The sequence below is a fragment of the Nocardioides sp. genome, assembly GCF_036374615.1.
GTDB lineage: Bacteria > Actinomycetota > Actinomycetes > Propionibacteriales > Nocardioidaceae > Nocardioides.
Genome location: NZ_DASUTK010000076.1, coordinates 1 through 18873, shown reverse-complemented (window position 1 = coordinate 18873; position 18873 = coordinate 1). Strand labels below are relative to the sequence as shown.

General features: G+C 72.0%; 21 protein-coding genes and 1 pseudogene. 10 read left to right on the top strand and 12 right to left on the bottom strand.

From position 1 onward, the window contains the following. Positions 1-64: 64 nt before the first annotated feature. Positions 65-2428, bottom strand: a complete 2364-nt coding sequence (locus VFZ39_RS06195) for an immune inhibitor A domain-containing protein (protein ID WP_330864861.1) — start codon at positions 2426-2428, stop codon at positions 65-67. 274 nt (positions 2429-2702) lie between these two features. Between VFZ39_RS06195 and VFZ39_RS06190 the strand changes: the two genes are divergently transcribed. After that, positions 2703-3485, top strand: a complete 783-nt coding sequence (locus VFZ39_RS06190) for an inositol monophosphatase family protein (RefSeq protein ID WP_330864860.1) — start codon at positions 2703-2705, stop codon at positions 3483-3485. On the opposite strand, the gene VFZ39_RS06185 is transcribed toward VFZ39_RS06190, so the two are convergent. Genes VFZ39_RS06185 through VFZ39_RS06175 form a run of 3 tightly spaced genes read right to left on the bottom strand, consistent with a single transcriptional unit; the run spans position 3482 to position 6479 of the window. Next, positions 3482-4573 (bottom strand): RDD family protein, encoded by a 1092-nt coding sequence (locus tag VFZ39_RS06185; RefSeq protein WP_330864859.1) that lies wholly within the window; start codon positions 4571-4573, stop codon positions 3482-3484. The two genes, VFZ39_RS06190 and VFZ39_RS06185, sit on opposite strands and share 4 nt — an antisense overlap. Continuing rightward, positions 4573-5664 carry an FHA domain-containing protein gene (locus tag VFZ39_RS06180; protein WP_330864858.1) on the bottom strand — a complete coding sequence of 364 codons (1092 nt, stop codon included), beginning with the start codon at positions 5662-5664 and terminating at the stop codon, positions 4573-4575. The genes VFZ39_RS06185 and VFZ39_RS06180 overlap by 1 nt, the downstream gene beginning before the upstream one ends. Then, a complete protein-coding gene (locus VFZ39_RS06175; RefSeq protein ID WP_330864857.1) occupies positions 5661-6479 on the bottom strand; it encodes a PP2C family protein-serine/threonine phosphatase in 819 nt (272 codons plus the stop codon). Before VFZ39_RS06175 ends, VFZ39_RS06180 begins: the two co-directional genes overlap by 4 nt. 63 nt (positions 6480-6542) lie before the next feature. Between VFZ39_RS06175 and VFZ39_RS06170 the strand changes: the two genes are divergently transcribed. From VFZ39_RS06170 to VFZ39_RS06160, 3 genes are read left to right on the top strand one after another with little or no spacing between them, the layout of a single operon-like run. Then, the gene (locus tag VFZ39_RS06170; RefSeq protein ID WP_330864856.1) at positions 6543-8819 is read left to right on the top strand and encodes a helicase-associated domain-containing protein; all 2277 of its coding nucleotides are present in this window, start codon (positions 6543-6545) and stop codon (positions 8817-8819) included. A 9-nt stretch (positions 8820-8828) separates the two neighbouring features. Next, positions 8829-9368, top strand: a complete 540-nt coding sequence (locus tag VFZ39_RS06165) for a CGNR zinc finger domain-containing protein (protein WP_330864855.1) — start codon at positions 8829-8831, stop codon at positions 9366-9368. A 37-nt stretch (positions 9369-9405) separates the two neighbouring features. Continuing rightward, complete coding sequence (locus VFZ39_RS06160) at positions 9406-10194, top strand: putative protein N(5)-glutamine methyltransferase (RefSeq protein ID WP_330864854.1); 789 nt, start codon at positions 9406-9408, stop codon at positions 10192-10194. Here VFZ39_RS06160 and VFZ39_RS06155 read toward each other — a convergent pair. Then, the gene (locus tag VFZ39_RS06155; RefSeq protein WP_330864853.1) at positions 10181-10744 is read right to left on the bottom strand and encodes a hypothetical protein; all 564 of its coding nucleotides are present in this window, start codon (positions 10742-10744) and stop codon (positions 10181-10183) included. The genes VFZ39_RS06160 and VFZ39_RS06155 overlap by 14 nt on opposite strands. 87 nt (positions 10745-10831) lie before the next feature. On the opposite strand from VFZ39_RS06155, the gene VFZ39_RS06150 reads away from it, so the two are divergent. After that, complete coding sequence (locus VFZ39_RS06150; protein WP_330864852.1) at positions 10832-12466, top strand: DNA repair helicase XPB; 1635 nt, start codon at positions 10832-10834, stop codon at positions 12464-12466. A gap of 30 nt (positions 12467-12496) precedes the next feature. Here the strand turns inward: VFZ39_RS06150 and VFZ39_RS06145 are convergent, their stop codons facing one another. Beyond that, on the bottom strand, positions 12497-12841 hold the full coding sequence (locus VFZ39_RS06145) for a DNA polymerase ligase N-terminal domain-containing protein (RefSeq protein ID WP_330864851.1): 345 nt from the start codon (positions 12839-12841) through the stop codon (positions 12497-12499). A 92-nt stretch (positions 12842-12933) separates the two neighbouring features. On the opposite strand from VFZ39_RS06145, the gene VFZ39_RS06140 reads away from it, so the two are divergent. From VFZ39_RS06140 to VFZ39_RS06130, 3 genes are all read left to right on the top strand, one after another. After that, positions 12934-13134, top strand: a complete 201-nt coding sequence (locus tag VFZ39_RS06140; protein ID WP_330864850.1) for a PspC domain-containing protein — start codon at positions 12934-12936, stop codon at positions 13132-13134. 70 nt (positions 13135-13204) lie between these two features. Beyond that, positions 13205-14089 carry an oxygenase MpaB family protein gene (locus tag VFZ39_RS06135; RefSeq protein WP_330864849.1) on the top strand — a complete coding sequence of 295 codons (885 nt, stop codon included), beginning with the start codon at positions 13205-13207 and terminating at the stop codon, positions 14087-14089. Continuing rightward, positions 14089-14658: a hypothetical protein gene (locus VFZ39_RS06130; protein ID WP_330864848.1), complete on the top strand. Its 570-nt coding sequence runs from the start codon at positions 14089-14091 to the stop codon at positions 14656-14658. The genes VFZ39_RS06135 and VFZ39_RS06130 overlap by 1 nt, the downstream gene beginning before the upstream one ends. Positions 14659-14717: 59 nt before the next feature. Here VFZ39_RS06130 and VFZ39_RS06125 read toward each other — a convergent pair whose 3' ends face one another. Genes VFZ39_RS06125 through VFZ39_RS06115 form a run of 3 tightly spaced genes read right to left on the bottom strand, consistent with a single transcriptional unit; the run spans position 14718 to position 16211 of the window. After that, positions 14718-14996 (bottom strand): DUF4031 domain-containing protein, encoded by a 279-nt coding sequence (locus VFZ39_RS06125; protein WP_330864847.1) that lies wholly within the window; start codon positions 14994-14996, stop codon positions 14718-14720. Continuing rightward, positions 14993-15466: a CinA family protein gene (locus VFZ39_RS06120; RefSeq protein WP_330864846.1), complete on the bottom strand. Its 474-nt coding sequence runs from the start codon at positions 15464-15466 to the stop codon at positions 14993-14995. Before VFZ39_RS06120 ends, VFZ39_RS06125 begins: the two co-directional genes overlap by 4 nt. A gap of 31 nt (positions 15467-15497) precedes the next feature. After that, the gene (locus VFZ39_RS06115) at positions 15498-16211 is read right to left on the bottom strand and encodes a copper homeostasis protein CutC (protein ID WP_330864845.1); all 714 of its coding nucleotides are present in this window, start codon (positions 16209-16211) and stop codon (positions 15498-15500) included. 33 nt (positions 16212-16244) lie between these two features. On the opposite strand from VFZ39_RS06115, the gene VFZ39_RS06110 reads away from it, so the two are divergent. Continuing rightward, the gene (locus VFZ39_RS06110; RefSeq protein ID WP_330864844.1) at positions 16245-16616 is read left to right on the top strand and encodes a hypothetical protein; all 372 of its coding nucleotides are present in this window, start codon (positions 16245-16247) and stop codon (positions 16614-16616) included. On the opposite strand, the gene VFZ39_RS06105 is transcribed toward VFZ39_RS06110, so the two are convergent. Further along, positions 16582-17301 carry a GntR family transcriptional regulator gene (locus VFZ39_RS06105; protein WP_330864843.1) on the bottom strand — a complete coding sequence of 240 codons (720 nt, stop codon included), beginning with the start codon at positions 17299-17301 and terminating at the stop codon, positions 16582-16584. The two genes, VFZ39_RS06110 and VFZ39_RS06105, sit on opposite strands and share 35 nt — an antisense overlap. Before the next feature lie 113 nt (positions 17302-17414). On the opposite strand from VFZ39_RS06105, the gene VFZ39_RS06100 reads away from it, so the two are divergent. Further along, on the top strand, positions 17415-18035 hold the full coding sequence (locus VFZ39_RS06100; protein WP_330864842.1) for an alpha-ketoglutarate-dependent dioxygenase AlkB: 621 nt from the start codon (positions 17415-17417) through the stop codon (positions 18033-18035). A 34-nt stretch (positions 18036-18069) separates the two neighbouring features. Here VFZ39_RS06100 and VFZ39_RS06095 read toward each other — a convergent pair. Together VFZ39_RS06095 and VFZ39_RS06090 are read right to left on the bottom strand one after the other, a co-directional pair. After that, positions 18070-18629: pseudogene (locus tag VFZ39_RS06095) on the bottom strand (LemA family protein). Between the two features lie 25 nt (positions 18630-18654). Continuing rightward, positions 18655-18873, bottom strand: a 219-nt coding sequence (locus VFZ39_RS06090; protein WP_330864841.1) for a hypothetical protein, incomplete at its 5' end; no start/stop codon positions are given.

The window sequence follows — 18873 nt, the reverse complement described above, 5'->3', positions numbered from 1 at the left end:
GGAGATCGGATCTCCGGGGCCCGGTCCTGCTGTTGCAGGTACTACGAGTACTACTGCCTGGGCATCAGCCCGACGTGCCGACCCGGATCGTCATGACCTTGGTCTTCTTGTTCACGTTCACCACGCGGATGGTGGTGCCGGTCTTCGGCACGTTCACGCTGTACCACCCCGGCTGGTAGTGACCAGGGTGGTCCGAGCCGCCCGCAGCGTGCTCGTCGTTGTCGAACCACCAGTCGAGCGTGTCGTCGAACAACGGCTCACCCGCCTGCGGCTTCAAGGTGTACCACTGGCCGTTGTGGCGGAGCCTGACCTTCCGGGTCTTGCTCAGGCCGAACGCGGCGTCATGCGCCGAGATCCTCGGCCGGAGCAGCGTCCCGTCCGGCGCGTGGTCGACCTCCGGGTGGGAGTCGACCGGCAGCAGCTCACCGTGTCCCGGGTGGTCTCCGACATTGTTGTCGAAGTACGAGCTGTCCCAGTAGGTGATCAGCGCGCCCGGGCTGTAGTGGAAGAAGTCGACCCAGTTGGGAGCGGCCTGCAGTCCAGCGAACTGGTACAGGTGGTCGAGCGTCTTGTCGCCCTGGACGTACTGCCGGTTGTCGACGAAGTACGCGTTCGTGTGCTTCGTGACATCCGTCCCGGTGGTGGTCCGGAAGCCGTCGAACACCCAGCCCTCACCGGCCTCGGCGGTCCCGATGGCGGTGCCGTCGAGCGCGATGTTGTCGACCCGGATGCCGGACTCCACGGCCGCACCGTCGGTCATGTACCGGAACCGGACGTGCGTCGCGTCAGCGGGCACGGTTGCGGTCAGGTCGGTCCACCCGTTGGAAGCGCCGGTGATCCCGGTGTCGGAGGCGTTGAGGCCGCTCAGGTCGTGCTCCTCGGGGTCAGCGTGGTCGCCCTCCTGGTCGGAGAGGTTGTTCTCCAGCTGGTCCCACGTCTCGCCGCCGTCACTCGAGCTCTCGAGGAACGCGTAGTCCCACTCCGCCTCGATCTCGTAGTTGACCTTCGCGGTCAGCTCGCCACCGCCGTCGACCTCGAGGGACATGGTGTTGTCGAGGTCGTTGCCCTGGTCGCTGTAGAAGTACCGGCTGCCGCAGTCGGCGCACGGCTCACCGACCTGGTGGGTGACCTCCTTGTCAGGCAGCAGGACGACCGCGCCGTTGTCGACCGACGACCTGTCGGAGGACTGGTTCGGGCGAATCGTGCGCGTCGCCTTGCGGCCGGAACGGACCAGCGTGTAGTCCAGCCAGCCCAGGGAGAACTTCTCCCAGGCGCCCATCGGCATCGGCCGATCACCGATGCCGGCGTCCTGCGGCAGAGTGCCGCGCGACTGCGCCATCAGCGACCAGAACCCGACGCTGTTCTCGGCACCACCGGAGTTACCGGAGGTGTCGTACAAGTCGGGCAGGCCCAGGTCGTGGGCGAACTCGTGTGCGTAGACGCTGAGGCCGCCGTTCTCGGGCTGCACCGTGTAGTCGTTGACCCAGACGCCGGTCGGGTTGTTCGGCACGTTGACGATGCCGCCACCGGAGGCGCCACCCTCGCCGACGTTGACTCCGCCGATCTGCGCCCCTTCGGCCGGGCCGGTGCCCGGGGGCTGGACCTGCGCGTGACCCTTGTGTGCCCAGATCGCGTCGATCCCGTAGACCGGGTCGCCGTCGGACTCGTCGCCACCGGCGTGGACGATCTGGAAGTGGTCGATGAAGCCGTCGGGCTCCTTGAAGTTGCCGTCCTCGTCGAAGTCGTAGCGGTCGACCTCGTCGAAGCTCTTGAGGTAGTCGGTGGTCTGCTGCATGGTCCAGCCGTCGCCGCCGTCGGCGACGGGCTTGGTCTTCTGCTCAACCCAGTAGGCGAGGGCGTCACGCACGAGGTAGATGGTGTTGCCCTCGTTGCGGCCGTAGCGGGCCTGGTTGAAGGGGACCTTCACCCACTCGGTGACCTGGCCGCCGATGCTGAACGAGCCGTTGGACTCCAGCTCGTAGAACTTCCGCATCCGGTTGAAGTACATGTTTGTGAAGTGGGACCGGTTGTAGTCGGCCTTCCACATCGTGGAGTTGTCCGTGGTGCGGTCCGGCTCCGGGATGTTGTTGTGCTCCGGGCCGTCAAAGGTCGTCGCGTCCGACTGCGCCGGGTCGTCAGGCACGCCGGGGTGCGTGACATCGCCGAACTCGGCGAGCACGACGAAGATCTTCTCCGTGCCCGTGGTCGCAACGCGGCCGAACTGCCCCTTGGCGACCTTCTCGGCCGCACCCTTGCCACCGGTGCGCAGCCGCTTCTCCAGGGCTGCTCGGTTGATGGCGTCGTGCTTCTTCGCCCATTCCGGCGTGTTGATGACGTGACCGCGGGGTGCCTGGTCACGTGCACTGTCGGACGCCCCAGGGGCGGGAGCGGATGCCGCCCCGACCTGGCCCGCGGTCAACGGCAACATGGCCGCTCCCACGAGTGAGGCGGTCGCGAGCGCGACAAGCCTGTTCCTTCTCAAGAGATTCCTCCCATTGGCCTGACTCGACGATCCCAGTGACGCCGAGCGCGGCCCGGCACCCCGCTGTCGGGTAGGACGGGGGGTCCCGAGCACGAACCGAAGACGACAGGTTCGGACCCGCCCGTGGGAAGAGGCGCGCCGCATCGTTATCAGACCGTTAGTCGAACTCTGGCGTTCGCTCACCCGACAGGATGAGCCGGCGGGCCAGTAGGTTGGGCACGTGGACACCGAGGCCGTGCTCGCCCTGATTCGCGACGTGGCCGACGAGGTGGTCGTGCCCCGGTTTCGCGAACTCGCCGACGACGACGTGGGCGAGAAGGGGCCCGGCGACCTGGTGACCGTGGCCGACCGCGAGGCCGAGGAGCTGCTCACACAGGCTCTGGCCGCGGCGTATCCCGCCGCGCTCGTGCTGGGCGAGGAGGCCACGTCGCAGGACGACGGCCTGCTCGCTCGCTACCGGGCCGCCGACCATGCGTTCACCATCGACCCGGTCGACGGCACGAAGAACTTCGTGAAGGGCTCCAAGGATCACGCGGTGATGGTGGCGGAGGTCCGGGACGGCGTGACGGTCCGCTCGTGGATCTGGCAGCCCCAGCACCGCGCCGCGTACGTCGCCGAGCTGGGCGCGGGTGCGTGGCGGGACGGGACCCGGCTGACCCGTCCACCCCTGGGCGACGCGCTGCGCGGTGTCACCTCGCGCCGGTCGTGGATCGGCCGCACCCTGGGCACACTCCGGGCACTGGAGCTCACCTGGGTCTGCTGCGGCATCGACTACCCCAAGCTCGTCGAGGGCGACTCCGACTACGCGCTCTACGCCCGCTCCAACCCCTGGGACCACGCCCCGGGCTCGCTGCTGCTCACCGAGGCGGGCGGCTACGTCGGGGACCTCGACGGTGCCGTCTACCGACCACAGGCAGAGCCACCGGCCGGCCTGGTGGCCGCAGCCGATCGGGCCACCTACGACCTGGTCAGCGGCCTGCTCCCCCCTGGGTCGGGCTCCTAGGGTTCGCGGACGGCGATCATGGTCCGGTCCCCGAAGCGCACCTCGTCGCCGGGGAGGAGGGTCGTGGGCTTGCCCGGCGACAAGTCACGGGTGACGCCGGATCGGACCAGGACCGAGCCGTTGGTGGAGCCGCGATCCATGATCACCAGAGCGCCGTCGGGAGCGACCTGCAGCTGGGCGTGGGTCTTCGAGACCGACATGTCGGACGACGTCAGCGGCACCAGGTGGCGAACGGGTTCACCCGGCCGACCCTCGGGTCGGCGGCCGACCAGCATCAGGCCCGCAAGCACGAACGTCTGCCCGTCGTCGAACGTCACCCGCCACCTCGCGGACAGCGTCGGTCGTGGCGGGGAGCCGCGAACCACGGTCCGCTCCGGATCGTCCGGCAGCGGCGCGGGAGGTCTGGCGAGAGGAGGTCCGCTCGCCCCGGCGGGGACTGCCACGGTCGCGGGGATCTGCGGCGGCATCGTGGGCGCGGGCACCGCCGGCGGCGCGGGCTGGGGTGGGGTCCGTCGTGGCGGCGTCGACGTCGGTGGCGGCGGCGCGGGTGCCAGCCGCATCGCCGTGAGGTTCACCACCTGGCGCGGCGCCTCGCTCAGTGCCTCCGGCGCCTCGGCGACGGGTCGGACGTCGACGACGATGCTGTGGGTGAGGTGGTCGTGCCACCCCCGGCGCTGCCGGCCCTGGTCCATGAGAGCGGTCCAGGCCAGCGACGCGAGCCCGAGCCCGAACGTCGGAAGCGCGGCTGCGCCCACGACCAGGGTGCGCAGCGACGCGCGTCGTACGCCGATCGGGCCACCCTCGACGGCAGAGACGACGCGCAGACCCATCGCCGCCCGGCCGGGCGAGGTGCCCATCGTGCCCAGCACCACCGCGAACCCGGTGGCGACCACGAGCACCGCCGCGGCGATCACCATGATCCCCGGCAGCACGTCGCCGTCGGCGAGGAAGAACCGGTAGCCGGCGTACGCCCCGGCCGCGATCAGCGGCCAGGCCACGAGGCGATCGATGGCGAACGCGTAGAAGCGCCGGTCGAGGCCGGCCGGCGGGTACGACGTCACCCGCTCCGAGACTGCTGGATCGGGCATCAGGGATTGATCACCTGGATCGTGACGCCGTCACCGAGGTCGATGATCGCGCCGGGCACCAGCTGCACCGCGATACCCGGCTGCAGGTCCTCCGGCGGGAGGCCCGGCTGGACGACGACCGTGCCGTTCGTGGAGCCGAGGTCGGTGACGACCGCGCTGCCGTGGTCCGCACCCGCGCCGGGACGGATCTCGAGATGGGTCGAGGAGATCTCCTGCGCCGGGCTCGCGACGGTGACGAGCCTCGGTTGGTCCCCGGAGGTGAAGCGTCGCGCCTCGGGAGCGCGGCCCACGAGCACTGCTCGATCGACGTCGATCGTCTCGCCGCTGGAGACCACGAGCCGGGCGACCGGCGGGGCGACGACCGGTGGCTCGTGGGCTCCGCGCGCCAGGCTCGGCTCGACGGGCGGAACGGGTGTGGCCTGCGTGGGGTCGGTCAGCGGCCCGCCCTGGGTCAGCCCGTCGTGCTCGACGGCGGGCTGTGGCGCCGGAGGTCCGGACGGGACGCCGACCGGTGGCGGTGGAGCTTGGGGAGGGCTCGGAGCAGCCGTCTCGAAGGGCATCGGCCCGGCCGCGCCGACGTCAGGAAGCGCGGTGAGCGACGGCTGCGGAGCGGTGTCGGGCCCGTCGTCCTCGGCCGCCGCGGCTTCCACCGGCGGGGTGAGCACCTCGGCCACCCGCACCAGCCCGTTGGCGATCGGCAACAACGGCGCGTCGTGGGGTGCGTCGTGCTCCACGACCAGCCGGGTCGACTCGACGCCGGCCATGGAACGTTCCGCCCACGTGGTCGCCGACGAGCCCGCCACCTCGATCGTGTCGTCCCCCGCGGTGAACCAGGCCCGCGCGGCGCCGCGGATCACGACCTTGGTCTCGTCGTCCTCGGTGGAGACCAGCACGAAGCCCGGGAGGTCACGCAGGCCGTCGGAGATCAGCGTGTCGAGGACCACGTCGAAGCCGGCGCCGTCGTCCACCAACGCCCAGAGGTGACCGACCCGGTCCTTCTCGGAGGGCGGCAGGAGGACCGTGGCGTGCGATCCGAAGATCCCGAACCACTGCCCGGGACGGTAGCTACGCGTCGCGGTCGTCTCGGTCACGGCAGGGCACCCAGTTTCTGTTCGAGGCTCAAGCGCTGGCGGTCGGAGTCGTAGTCCGTTGCGTCGGACCATCCCACCACATCGATCACGACCGCCGTCGCGTTGTCGCGGCCGCCCGCGGCCAGTGCCCGCTCGACCAGCTGGTCGGCGGCGTCGCGCGGGTCCTCGGTGTCGCGCAGCACCGCAGCGATGGCGTCGTCGTCGATCATCCCGCTCACGCCGTCGGAGCACAGGAGCAGCCGTTCGACGGCCGGCAGTGGCAGCAGGAAGTAGTCGGGATCGGCGCGCTCGGGGCCGCCGAGGGCACGCGTGATCACGTGCCGCTCCGGGTGCGTGGCGGCGTCCTCCGACGTGATGGCGCCGGCGTCGACCAGCTCCTGAACGACGCTGTGGTCGACGCTGACCTGCTCCAACCGCTCGTCCTTGAGGCGGTAGATCCGGGAGTCGCCGAGGTTGACCAGCAACCACCGGGGTCCACCGTCGTCGACCAGCAGCGCGGCGGCGACGGTGGTGCCGGCGTACCCCCGCACCGGTCCGTCGGCGAACTGCTCCTCGCCGTACGCACTGATCCGGCGCTGGCTCTCCCGCAGTGCGTGCGCGACCAGGTTGCCGCCCCGTGCCGGGTCGAAGCCGTCGTCGGCCAGACGTGAGAACTCCTCGATCACGATCCGGCTCGCGACCTCGCCGCCGTCGTGACCACCCATGCCGTCGGCGACGACGAACACCGGTGGGGACGCGAGGTACGCGTCCTCGTTGACCTCACGGACCAGGCCGACGTCGGACCGGGCTCCGTGATGCAGCTCGACCTGCCTCATCCCACCTCCTGCGCGGGCAGCGTACGGCGTCCCCGAGCGTGGAGCACAGGTAGCGTGGGAGGGATGTCGGAGGAGGGGTACCGCACGTTCGCGGCACAGCTGAGGGCATGGCCGGACGACCGGTTGACCCGGTTGCTGCGCGATCGCCCTGACCTCGCCACTCCTGCACCTCACGATTCCCAACAGCTGGCCTCGCGTGCGTCGACCCGGTCGTCGGTCGTCCGCGCGCTCGACCAGCTGAGCTTGCTCGAGCTCTCCGTTCTTGATGCCCACCTGATCGACGGTCAAACCACCCGGGAGCGGCTGACCTCGACCGTGCATGCCGAGCCGGAGGCGGTGGCCGCCGCCGTGGACCGGTTGGTCGACCTCGGACTGGTCTGGCAGGCGCCCGGGGGGCTGCGGCCCCTCACCGGCGTGGTCGACGCGCTCACGCCTCAGAGCCCGGGAGCGAGCGGGGTGCGCCCCCAGTACGGCGACGGGCCCGATCCGGAGGACCTGCCGAGGCTGCTCGCCGAGCTGAGCCCGCAGGCCCGAGCCATGCTCGACCACGTCGACCGGCACGGCGGCCAGGCCAACGCCGGGTCAGCGCGACGCGGGGTGACCCCGGAGGACGCGGAGACCCCGGCGGAGGAGCTGTTGGCTCGTCACCTGCTCGTGCCGCGCGGCGGCGGGATCGTCGTCCTGCCGGGCGCGGTCGCGGTCGCACTGCGCGGGGGCCGCACCACGCGTGAGCCAGTGGACCGACCACCGGAGATCGCGACGTCCGCCCGCGACTCCACTCTCGTCGACCGGGCCGCTGCGGGCGCTGCGTTCGAGGCGGTCCACCGGGTCGAGCTGCTCCTCGACCACTGGGGCGCCGCTCCCCCCGCGGAGCTGCGCAGCGGCGGTCTCGGCGTGCGCGACCTACGGGCCGCGGCGTCGCTGCTGCACACGACCGATCGCACCGCGGCGCTGCTGGTCGAGGTGGCCGCTGCGGCCGGGCTGCTCGCCACCCGGGCCGACGCCGAGGGCGAGCCGATCTGGGTCCCCACCGACACCTTCGACGCGTGGAGCACCCGTGGCCACGGCGAACGCTGGCTGGAGCTCGTGCGGGGCTGGCTCGAGACGTCCCGCGTCCCCGGCCAGGTCGGCTCTCGAGACACGGCCGGCAAGGCGCGCAACGCCCTCTCGCCCGACTCCACCAGCCCGATCGCCGTCGAGACCCGTCGGATGGCACTCGCGGAGCTCGCCGCACTGCCGGCGGGCCAGGTGCTGGCCACCGGGACCGGCGTCCCGTCGTTGGTCGCGCGCCTGGCCTGGTCCCGGCCGCGGCGCCCCGTGGGTCGCGGCGACCAGGCGGCCTGGGCCCTCGAGGAGGCGGCGACCCTGGGGCTGTCCGGGTTGGGTGGCGCGGCGTCGTACCTCCGGGTGGTGCTGGACGGCGACACAGAGGCCGCGGTCGCCGCGCTCGCGCCGCTGCTGCCGCAACCCGTGTCGGAGGTGCTGGTGCAGGCAGACCTGACCGCGGTGGCGCCGGGGCCGCTCGAGACCGCCGTGGCCCGGCGCCTGCACGTGCTGGCCGACGTGGAGTCGCGGGGCGGTGCCACCGTCTACCGCTTCACCCCCGGGTCGGTACGGCGCGCGCTGGACCTGGGCTGGTCGGCTCTCGAGATCCACGAGTTCCTCGACGAGGTCGCCGCGACCGAGGTGCCGCAGCCGCTGCGCTACCTGGTCGACGACACCGCGCGGACCTTCGGCAGCATCCGGGTCGGGCACGCCGAGGCGTTCCTGCGCGCCGACGACGAGACCATCCTCACGGAACTCCTGCACCACCCGCAGGCCCACCGGCTCGGGTTGAGGCGGGTGGCGCCGACCGTGCTCGTGAGCGACACCCCGCTGGACGTCCTGCTGCCGCGCCTCCGGGACCTCGGAGCCGCGCCGGTGGTCGAGGCGCCCGACGGCACGGTCCGGATTGCGCGACCGGACCTGCTGCGGGCGCGCAGTCCGCGCGGTCGCCGCGCTGCGGGCATCGCGGTCGCCCGCGACGTGGCTCAGGCGTCCCAGGTGGTGGCGGCGATCCGGGCGGGCGACCGCGTGACCGCGTCCAGACCGGTCACGAGTGCCGACACCCTCACACCGAGCGGTTCGCTGGCGGCGCTGCGCGATGCGGCGGAGGCTCGCCGGGCGGTCCTGATCGGGTACGTCGACAACCACGGCAGCCGCTCCGAGCGGCTCGTGGAGCCGTTGCGGGTCGAGGGCGGTCAGCTCACGGCGTACGACGCCCGCAGCGACGACACCCGGACCTTCGCCATCCACCGCATCACGTCCGTCCGCGACGCCGATGACGCGGCCCGCCCGTAGACTCATGAAGTGGACTTCATCCGCTACGCCGAGGCCTCAGCGAGCCTGGTCAACACCGCCCTCGCTGACCGCGACGACCTGGCGACCCACCTGGCCGGTCGCGCGTGGCTGCAGCCGCAGTGCACCGACCGCGACGTAGCTTCACTGCGCCGCTTCCAGCGCGAGCTGCGGCCGGTCTTCGAGGCCTCCGGTGTCCACGACGCCGGCGTTGTGATCACCGCCCTGAACGCGCTCATGGAGAAGTACCCGATCACGCCGATGATCTCCGACCACGACGACAACCTGCACATGCACGTCGCCACCCGCTCGGCCTCGGTCTCCGAGCTCCTGATCGGTGAGGCGCTGCTCGGTCTCGCGACCCTCGTGTGCGACCTCGGCCCCACGCGGCTGGGGGTCTGCGCCGAGGCCAAGTGCGAGAACGTGTACGTGGACACGTCGCCGAACCAGTCACGCCGGTACTGCTCGGACCGCTGCTCGTCGCGCGCGAACGTCGCGGCGTACCGGGCCCGCCAGCGCGGCACCGACTCACAGGCGCAGTCGGCTGTCTGAGGCCGACGGCGACCGGGCGGACCGGCTGACCAGCCGGTTGCGCGCGGCGGGCTGCGTCTTCGCCGAGGAGGAGGCCGCCCTCCTGAGGGAGGCCGCGACCGGGGTGGAGCTGGAGACCCTCGTGTCACGCCGGGTCGACGGTGAGCCGCTCGAGCACCTGCTGGGCTGGGCAGAGCTCGCCGGGGTCCGCGTGGTCGTCACGCCGGGCGTGTTCGTGCCGCGCCGTCGTACCGAACTCCTGGTCCGGCTGGCCGTGGCGGCGGTAGTCCCCGACGCTGTGGTCGCGGAATCGGGCTCAGGACGACCGAAGCGTCGGGGACTACCGGCTCCCGTGCTGGTCGATCTCTGCTGCGGGTCCGGGGCGATCGGCGCAGCCGTGGTGGCGGCGCGCCCTGAGGTCGAGGTGTACGCCGCCGACGTGGATCCGGTGGCGGTGGCGTGTGCCCGCCGCAACCTGCCGCCGGAGCGGGTCTTCGAGGGCGACCTGTACGACGCGCTGCCGGTCGACCTGGCAGGCCGCGTCGATGTGCTGGCCGTCAACGCACCGTACGTGCCCACCGACGCGATCGCGACCATGCCGCCCGAGGCCCGCGACCACGAGCCGCGCCTCGCACTGGACGGCGGCGCCGACGGTGTGACCCTCCACCGCAGGGTGGCCGCCGACGCGCGCCACTGGCTGGCGCCCGGAGGCCGACTGCTGGTCGAGACCGGGCGCGCCCAGGCGGGGCTCACGGCCGCCGCCTGCGAGTCCGCCGGCCTGCACACCGAGGTCGTCGCGGACGACGACCTCGGTGGCACGGTCGTGGTGGGCGTCAGCCGGCCTTGACCCAGCGCCCGTACTTCTTCCAGGAGGGCACGACGTCGGTGATCGTGCCCCACTCCCAGGTGCCGAACGTGCTCACCCGGAGTCGCTTCGGCATCTCGCCGTCGGTCTTGAAGCAGCCGCGGCCGGTGACCACGACGAGCAGTCGGGACCGGTCCCGCTTGTACCCCTTCTCGAGCCCGCACGTCACGTCCTCGCCGCGGTGGAGCAACCGGTACGGGTTCTTCCGCTTGGGCCACCCGTCGACCCGGCGCACGCCGACCGACGGCTGAGGGTCGACCTCGTTCTTGATCACGACGAACACGAGGAAGTCCGGCCGCGCGTCCCCCTGGGTGTCGACCAGGTGCCACATCTCGTGAGGGAGCTTGCTGTTCCCGTACGTGCGGGTCTTGATCTTCACGCGCTTCGGGTTGTGGTGTGTCGTCACCTTCTTGATGTCGGACGACGCACCCTCGCGTGCGTCCTCGGTGACCGTCAGCTGGGCCTGCGCAGGCGCCACGAGCGCCAGGCTCGCTGCCAGCGCGGCGGCGATGGTCGTCAGTCGGCTCTTCATCGGCTCTCCCCGTCGTAGGTGAATGTCACCACTGGGGACGCACGCGCGGCCGGATCGGTTGCGACCGATCCGTAGGCTGGACCGGTTATGAACGACGGACCCCTGATCGTCCAGAGCGACAAGACCCTCCTGCTGGAGGTCGGCCACGAGCGCGCGGCCGACTGTCGCAAGGCGATCGCGCCGTTCGCGGAGCTCGAGCGGAGCCCCGAGCACATCCACACCTACCGGCTCACCCCGCTGGGCCTGTGGAACGCTCGCGCGGCCGGGCACGACGCCGAGCAGGTCGTCGACACCCTCCTCAGCTACAGCCGGTACGCCGTGCCGCACGCGCTGCTCGTCGACGTCGCCGAGACCATGGCGCGCTACGGCCGACTCCGTCTCGAGAAGCACCCGAGCCACGGGCTGGTCCTCGCCAGCAACGACCGGCCGGTGCTCGAGGAGGTGCTGCGCGCCAAGAAGGTCGCCGGCATGCTCGGAGCCCGGATCGACGACGACACCGTGATCGTCCATCCGAGCGAGCGCGGCAACCTCAAGCAGGCGCTCCTCAAGCTCGGCTGGCCGGCCGAGGACTACGCCGGGTACGTCGACGGCGAGGCGCACGCCATCGACCTGGACGAGGAGGACTGGTCGCTGCGCGAGTACCAGCGCGAGGCGGCAGAGTCCTTCTGGCACGGCGGCTCCGGCGTCGTCGTGCTGCCGTGCGGTGCCGGCAAGACGTTGGTGGGCGCCGCTGCGATGGCGCACGCCCAGGCGACGACGCTGATCCTGGTCACCAACACCGTCTCCGCGCGGCAGTGGAAGGATGAGCTGGTCCGTCGTACCTCCCTGACGGCGGAGGAGATCGGGGAGTACTCCGGGTCGGTCAAGGAGATTCGGCCGGTCACCATCGCGACGTACCAGGTCATGACGACCCGGCGGAAGGGCGTCTACTCCCACCTCGAGCTGTTCGACGCGCGGGACTGGGGGCTGATCATCTACGACGAGGTGCACCTGCTGCCGGCCCCGATCTTCCGGATGACCGCCGACCTCCAGGCGCGCCGCCGGATCGGGCTGACTGCCACCCTGGTGCGGGAGGACGGCCGCGAGGGCGACGTGTTCTCACTGATCGGGCCGAAGCGGTACGACGCGCCCTGGAAGGACATCGAGGCGCAGGGGTGGATCGCGCCCGCCGACTGTGTCGAGGTCCGGGTCTCGCTGTCGGAGTCGGAGCGGCTCGCCTATGCGACCGCCGACCCCGAGGAGCGCTACCGGCTCGCGGCCTGCACACCGGCCAAGACGCGGGTCGCGGAGCAGCTCGTGGCCCAGCACGCCGGCGAGCCCACGCTGGTGATCGGCCAGTACCTCGACCAGCTCGACGAGATCGGCGCCGACCTCGACGCCCCGGTCATCAAGGGCGACACCTCCGTCAAGGAGCGGCAGCGCCTCTTCGAGGCGTTTCGCCAGGGCGAGCTGTCGCTGCTCGTGGTCTCGAAGGTCGCGAACTTCTCCATCGACCTCCCCGAGGCCGCGGTCGCGATCCAGGTCTCCGGCTCGTTCGGGTCCCGCCAGGAGGAGGCGCAGCGGCTCGGTCGGTTGCTGCGGCCCAAGCAGGACGGCCGCACCGCCCGCTTCTACGCGATCGTGTCCCGCGACACGGTCGACGCCGACTTCGCCGCCAACCGCCAGCGGTTCCTCGCCGAGCAGGGCTACGCCTACCGGATCCTGGACGCGGTCGACCTCTGAGGCCGCCTCTGACTCGCCGTCAGGGCGGCGTTAGGGCTGCTTCTTCACCAGGTGGAGCAGCGCGTCCTGGCCGGTGTCGATCAGGGCGTAGCGCCGGGCACCGGTCCGGCCGTGCAGCACGAACACCATCCGCCGCTCGTTGCGGTCCTCCAGCTCCCACCAGCCCGTGTCCGCGATCTCCTTCGTCGCGTCCTCGTACGTCGCGTGGTCCAGGTCGTGGTCGTCGACCGGGACGGCGAGCCGGTCCTCGCTGCTGTCGTCGGGCAGGCCACGGGGCACGGCCCAGGAGCGCAGCACTCCGTCCTCCTCCAGCCGCAGGTCGAAGTGGTGCTGCGGCCGGTGGTGCTCGTGCAGGACGAAGACGGGGCGGGTCACGTCCCCATCGTGCACTCGGACCGACCCTGACCTCACCCTGAGATCGCCGTCTCGGGGCTGAAATCGGCGGATCCGCGAGCCACGCTTGACCCATGAGTACGACGATCGCCACCCGTTCCCTGATCCGCCCGCGTCGCGGGCGGATGATCGCCGGAGTCTGTGCGGGGCTCGCCCGCCGCTTCGGCACGACGCCCACCACCATGCGCGTGATCTTCCTGGTCAGCTGCCTGCTGCCGGGCCCGCAGTTCCTGATCTACCTCGCGCTCTGGGTGCTGGTTCCGAGCGAGGACTGACCGAGTCGGCGCCCAGGTCCACGCCGGCGTGCAGCCGGGCCGAGCCGCGTGCTCGACGTAGGCTCGGCGCATGAGCACGGGGCTGCGGGAGCAGCTGGGTGAGGCCATCTTCCGCGTGACCGCGGGTCCCGAGGGGCCGCGACACCGCGCACGCATCCACGGCCGGCCCGGACCCCGCTGGTTCGACGGATCCTCCCCGATCGGCGTGGTCCACGGCGACGCGTCGATGTTCGTCGGTGGCCTGCGGGCGCTGCTGCTCCAGACACTGCACCCGGCCGCGATGACCGCCGTCGCGGAGCACTCCGACTTCCGGGCCGACATGCTCGGACGGTTGGCCCGGACCAGCCGCTTCATCGCCGAGACCACGTTCGGTCACGCCGAGGACGCCCAGCGCGCGGTCAATGTCGTCCGCGCCATCCACGACCGGGTCAACGGCACGCTGCCGGACGGCGCGAGGTACTCCGCATCCGACCCGCGCCTGCTGGAGTGGGTCCACGTCGCCGAGGTCGACAGCTTCCTGCGCGCGCACACGATGTACGGCCGTCACCCGCTCGACGCTGCCGAGCGGGACGAGTACGTCGCGCAGACCGGCGTGGTCGCCCGCAAGCTAGGCGTCCTCGACCCGCCGGAGTCCGAGGCCGAGCTCGCAGCGCGGCTCGAGGCGTTCCGGCCCGAGCTCGCCGCGACCGACCACGCCCGCGAGGCGGTCAGCTACGTCGTCCACAAGCCACCACTGCCGCGCGCGGCCCGCCCGGCGTACGGCGTCCTGGTGGCCGCGGCCGTTGGCCTCCTGCCGCCGTGGACGCGGCAGCCGCTCGGGCTTCCCTGGCTGCCGCTGGCCGAGCGCACGGTCGTCCGCACGGGAGGCTCTCTGGCCACCGGGGCCATCCGGTGGGCCCTGACGCCGGGCCGCCAGGTCGCCCAGGAGCTCGCGGCGGCCCGCGCGGAGGGCTGATGCTCGTCGACCGCTGGCCGCTCGACACCCACCAGGAGGTGCGCGACGAGCTGCTGGCGGCGTACGGATCCCCCGGGCGCAGCTATCACGACCTGCGGCACCTGTCCGAGGTGCTGGACCGGCTCGCCGACCTCGGGTGCGACGACCGGGCGGTGCTGCTGGCCGCTTGGTTCCACGACGCCGTGTACGAGGGAGCACCGGACGACGAGGAGCGTTCCGCGACGTGGGCGGAGCGGACCCTGCCCGGGTCGATCGCGCCGGAGGTGGCCCGGCTGGTCCGACTGACCCGGACCCACCGACCCACCGGCGACGACCCGTCCGGGCAGGCCCTGTGCGACGCCGACCTGGCGATCCTGGCTTCCTCACCCGAGCGCTACGCCGAGTACGCGCGCGACGTGCGCCGCGAGTACGCCCACGTGCCGGACGACGACTTCGCGCGCGGCCGGGCCGCGGTGCTCGCCGACCTCCTCGCCAAGCCGGCGCTGTTCCAGACCGCCCACGGCCACGAGCTGTGGGAGGCAGCTGCCCGCGCCAACGTGACCGCTGAGCTGAGCCGGCTGCGCGGGTAACGCAACAACCCGTTCGCTCCGGTCCGTCCGAACGTCCCGGGCGCGTCGAGAACGTTGCGTCAGCTGCGCGGAGCGCTCGTCGTCCCGGGCTTGCGGCGGCGCAGACCGGAGGCCACCAGGCGCGACACCAGCTCGCGTGAGGTCACCGGGACAGCTCCGAGCGCGACCATGTCGTGGTACCACTCCGACGGCACGTCGTAGTGGTCGCGGTCGAAACCACGCTCGGGCACCCGGGCCGCCCGCGCGAAGGAATGGAGCTCGTCGTACGAGACGTCGCTGGCGAGGTGGGACCACAGGCGCCCGCGGCCCTCGGCCAGCGGCGGGTCGATGAGGATCACGAATCCGACTCCATGGCCTCGCGCAGCAGGGCCAGGGCGGCGACCGTGCTCGCCTCGACGACCTCGGCGGGGTCGCCGTCGAGGTCCATCTCCCGACAGACGACCTCCCCGGCGCCCCGGACCACGATGAACACCGTGCCGGGTGGTTGCCCGTCCTGCGGGTCCGGGCCGCCGGCCCCGGTCGTCGCCACGGCGATCTCAGCCCCCAGCAGCCGCGCCACGCCCGCGGCCATCTGCCGCGCGGCGGGCTCGCACACGACGGGACCGGGGTCGACGCCGAGCACGCCGTGCTTGACCTCGTCGTGGTAGGACACGACACCGCCTCGGAACCAGCTGGCCGCGTGGGGTGCAGCTCCGAGGCTGGCGGCCACCCGACCGCTGGTCAGGGACTCGGCAGTGGCGACGGACTGGCCGCGCTCCTGCGCGAGCTCGGCGATCCGTTGGGCATGGTCGTCAGCGGCACTGGTCACCACGTCATTGTGTAGGACGCACGAAGCCCGGTCATCCTGCGACCGACTGCTCGGCGCGCGTGACGGCGTCGTCGAGCAGCAGCCGCCACGACCGCACGTGGGCTGCGTCGACGTACGCCTTGTCCGAACCGCCGGGCCGGACCTGCGGCCCGACGTGGAAGGTCCGGACGCCGACCCGCACGAACCACGGCACGTGCTCGCCCATCAGTCCCCCGCATGGGATGACGCGCTCGGCGATCCTCGGCCAGCGGGTCGCGAGGGCCAGCAGGTCGTCGTAGCCGACGTCCAGGCCTCTGGGTGAACCGGCCGACTGCACGCCGACCAGGCCCGGCAGGTCCGAGACGCGGGCCCAGGCGCGCTCGGGCTCGAGGGCGTCGTCGAACCCGCGATGGAACGTCCACGGCACGCCCGGCAGGGACTCGGCGACGTGGGTGCAGACCTCCTCGTCGATCCGGAGGTCGGCGTCGAGGAAGCCGAACGAGACCCCGGTGGCGCCGCACTGCAGGAAGTCCTCGGCCAGCCCGGTGAGACGGGTCAGCTCTCCGCCGGTCGTGGTCCAGGACTCGTTGAGCCGCAGCCGCACGTAGACCGGCAGCTCAGACTCCCGACACACGGCCGCGACCGTGGCCGGCTCGGGTGAGAGCCCCTCCGCCGTGGTCAGGTGAAGCCGGTCGGCGCCCCCTGCGTCGGCCCCCGCGACGTCGCCGGGAGCCCGCACCGCGACCTCCAGGACGGCCTTGCCCATGGCCTCACTGTAGGGGCGAGGCACCATGGAAGCGTGGACCACCGACTGTTCCTCGCCGCGCGCGCCCTCGTCCTGGCCGACCTCGAGGCCCGACGCGCGGCGACACCGGAGGTGGTGTCGGCCTTGGAGGACGCCGTGGCGGCGCGGCAGTGGTGGGCCGAGCAGTGGCCCGAGGGCGAGGTGTACGTCGCGGGGCTGGTCGCCCAGGACGTCCAGGACGCCGCGTTCGACGCCGGGGTGAGGTGGCCGGTCTGCGACGCGTGCGGCGACGCCCCGGAGCACTCGCTGCACATCCAGCCGGACCTCGGCGGCCCCGACCCGATGTGGGTGTGCGAGGAGTCGGGGCGGGCCGTGGCGGGTCTGGGTCGGCTCAGTGCGCCTGGCCGAGCTGGACCCGCCAGCTGAACCGGTCCGACCGGTACACCGTGCGCGACACCTCGACGATCTTGTCGTCGCTGAGCGCTCGTCGGGTCTGCCGCAGCACGGCGGTCCCGGGCTCGATCTCGAGGTGCTCTGCCTCCTGGGTCGTGGCGACGTCGGCCGAGATCGAGTCCTCCGCCCAGGTGGGGCGCAAACCACGGGAGGCGAGCGCGTCGTACAGGCTGGTCGGCATGCCGGTCTGCAGGAACCCCGGAAGGAGGACCTCGTTGAGGTAGGCGTCCTCCAGGCACATCGGGATTCCGTCGGCCCGGCGGAGCCGCTTCCAGCGGATCACGGCGTCACCCGGAGTGAGGCCCAGCGCCCGCGCCACGCCGGGTCCGGCCTGCTCACGGCGCGCCACCAGCGTCTGCGACTCGGCCAGCAACCCGCGGGCCGCCATCTCCTCGGTGTAGCTGCGCAGCCGCCCGACCTCGCGGCGAGGGCGGGCCACGAACGTGCCGCGGCCCGGGATCCGCTCGAGGAGGCCCTCGCTCACGAGCGCGTCCATCGCCTGCCGCACCGTCATCCGGGCGACGTGGAAGTGGTGGACGAGCTCACGCTCCGACGGCGCTGCGGTGCCGGGCGCCGCGTCACGGACCAGGGTGCGCACGTACTCCCGCACCTGGACGTGCTTGGGCACGCCGGAGCCGTTCACGAGCGCACTGTCCACGAGCGCAGCGTACGCCCGCTCCACCCCGCCCGTCCCCGGATCGGAGAAGGACGCTGCGCGCCTGTCCGAACACCTGTCCGAACACCTGTTCGAACTCGTGCTACGCTCGGACTATGCAGTTCCAGGCCACCCTCTTCGCCGCCGACACGGAAGAACAGGCGGCTTCGTTCACGCTCGCTCCCGAGCGCACCGCCCTGACCCGGGGCGCGTGGATCGACGTCCAGCGGTCCTGGTTGCCCGACGCCGACGACGTGCTCGCGACGCTGGTGCGCGAGGTGCCGTGGCGGGCGGAGCGGCGCCAGATGTACGACCGGCTCGTCGACGTGCCCCGGCTCACCTACACGTACATGATCGGCGAGGACCTGCCCCATCCGGCGCTGGTCTCCGCGCGAGAGGCGCTCTCGGCGCACTACGAACCCGAGCTCGGCGAGCCGTTCCGCACCGCCGGCTGCTGCTACTACCGCGACGGCCGCGACAGCGTCGCCTGGCACGGCGACACGATCGGCCGGGGGAGCAGCCACGACACCATGGTCGCGATCGCGTCGGTGGGCGACCCGCGCCGGCTCGCGCTGCGGCCGCGCGGCGGGGGTGAGTCCATCTCCGTCGAGATGGGGCACGGCGACCTGGTCGTGATGGGCGGGTCGTGCCAGCGCACCTGGGAGCACGCCGTTCCCAAGGTCGCGCACGCCGGGCCACGGATCTCGGTCCAGTTCCGTCCCTTCAACGTGTTCTGAGAGGTGGCTCGACGCGCACGCGCACGCGTCGACCTCAGAAGCTGACCTGGGGTGGTTGCTCGTGCGCCTCGGGCGCCTCGTAGAAGTCGCGCCGGCGGACGCCGGCCATCGGAGCGAACAACAGCCACGGGAGGGTGGCGACCAGGGTGTTCAGCGAGCGGACCGCGTCGTTGTAGTACTGCCGCGCGAAAGAGATCTGGTCCTCGGTCTCGGCGAGCTGCCGCTGGAGGTCCTGGAAGTTCTGGTTGGCCTTGAGGTCGGGGTAGGCCTCCGCGACCGCGTTGAGGTTGACCAGCGCACCCTGGAGCTGGGCGTCGGCTGCCGCCTTCGCCGGGACGTCGTCACCGGCGGCCGCCTTCTGCACGCCCGCCCGGGCCTCGGTGACCGCCTCGAAGACGCCCTTCTCGTGGGTGGCGTACCCCTTACGGTCTCGACGAGGTTCGGGATCAGATCGGCGCGTCGGGTCAGCTGGACGTCGATCCCGCCGAGCGCCTCCTGGGCTGCGATGTCGCTGGTGCGTAGCCGGTTGAAGGCCACCACGGCGAACAGCAGCAGCGCGACGACAAGGACGCCGACGATCAAGACGATGGTCATGCGTGCATTGTGGCGTACCGACGGCTCACCAGGAGCCACCTCCGCCACCGCCGCCGCCACCGCCGCCGGAGAAGCCACCCCCACTGCTCGAAGAGCTCTGGGTGGCCTGGTAGGAGCCGATCGCCGAGTCCACGGTGCTGGAGAAGTCGCTCACCATCTGGGTCACGTGCGCGCCCGGGTCGCTCCCGGCGTACCCGCCGGCGAAGTAGGCGGGCAGCGGCGGCTCGGCACCGGTCTCGGTGCG

Bases quoted from the DNA above. Each gene is read 5' to 3' on its own strand.
- VFZ39_RS06195 (WP_330864861.1), bottom strand. From the start codon at position 2,428: ATGTTGCCGTTGACCGCGGGCCAGGTCGGGGCGGCATCCGCTCCCGCC.
- VFZ39_RS06185 (WP_330864859.1), bottom strand. From the start codon at position 4,573: ATGCCCGATCCAGCAGTCTCGGAGCGGGTGACGTCGTACCCGCCGGCC.
- VFZ39_RS06175 (WP_330864857.1), bottom strand. From the start codon at position 6,479: ATGAGGCAGGTCGAGCTGCATCACGGAGCCCGGTCCGACGTCGGCCTG.
- VFZ39_RS06170 (WP_330864856.1), top strand. From the start codon at position 6,543: ATGTCGGAGGAGGGGTACCGCACGTTCGCGGCACAGCTGAGGGCATGG.
- VFZ39_RS06155 (WP_330864853.1), bottom strand. From the start codon at position 10,744: ATGAAGAGCCGACTGACGACCATCGCCGCCGCGCTGGCAGCGAGCCTG.
- VFZ39_RS06150 (WP_330864852.1), top strand. From the start codon at position 10,832: ATGAACGACGGACCCCTGATCGTCCAGAGCGACAAGACCCTCCTGCTG.
- VFZ39_RS06140 (WP_330864850.1), top strand. From the start codon at position 12,934: ATGAGTACGACGATCGCCACCCGTTCCCTGATCCGCCCGCGTCGCGGG.
- VFZ39_RS06135 (WP_330864849.1), top strand. From the start codon at position 13,205: ATGAGCACGGGGCTGCGGGAGCAGCTGGGTGAGGCCATCTTCCGCGTG.
- VFZ39_RS06130 (WP_330864848.1), top strand. From the start codon at position 14,089: ATGCTCGTCGACCGCTGGCCGCTCGACACCCACCAGGAGGTGCGCGAC.
- VFZ39_RS06115 (WP_330864845.1), bottom strand. From the start codon at position 16,211: ATGGGCAAGGCCGTCCTGGAGGTCGCGGTGCGGGCTCCCGGCGACGTC.
- VFZ39_RS06100 (WP_330864842.1), top strand. From the start codon at position 17,415: ATGCAGTTCCAGGCCACCCTCTTCGCCGCCGACACGGAAGAACAGGCG.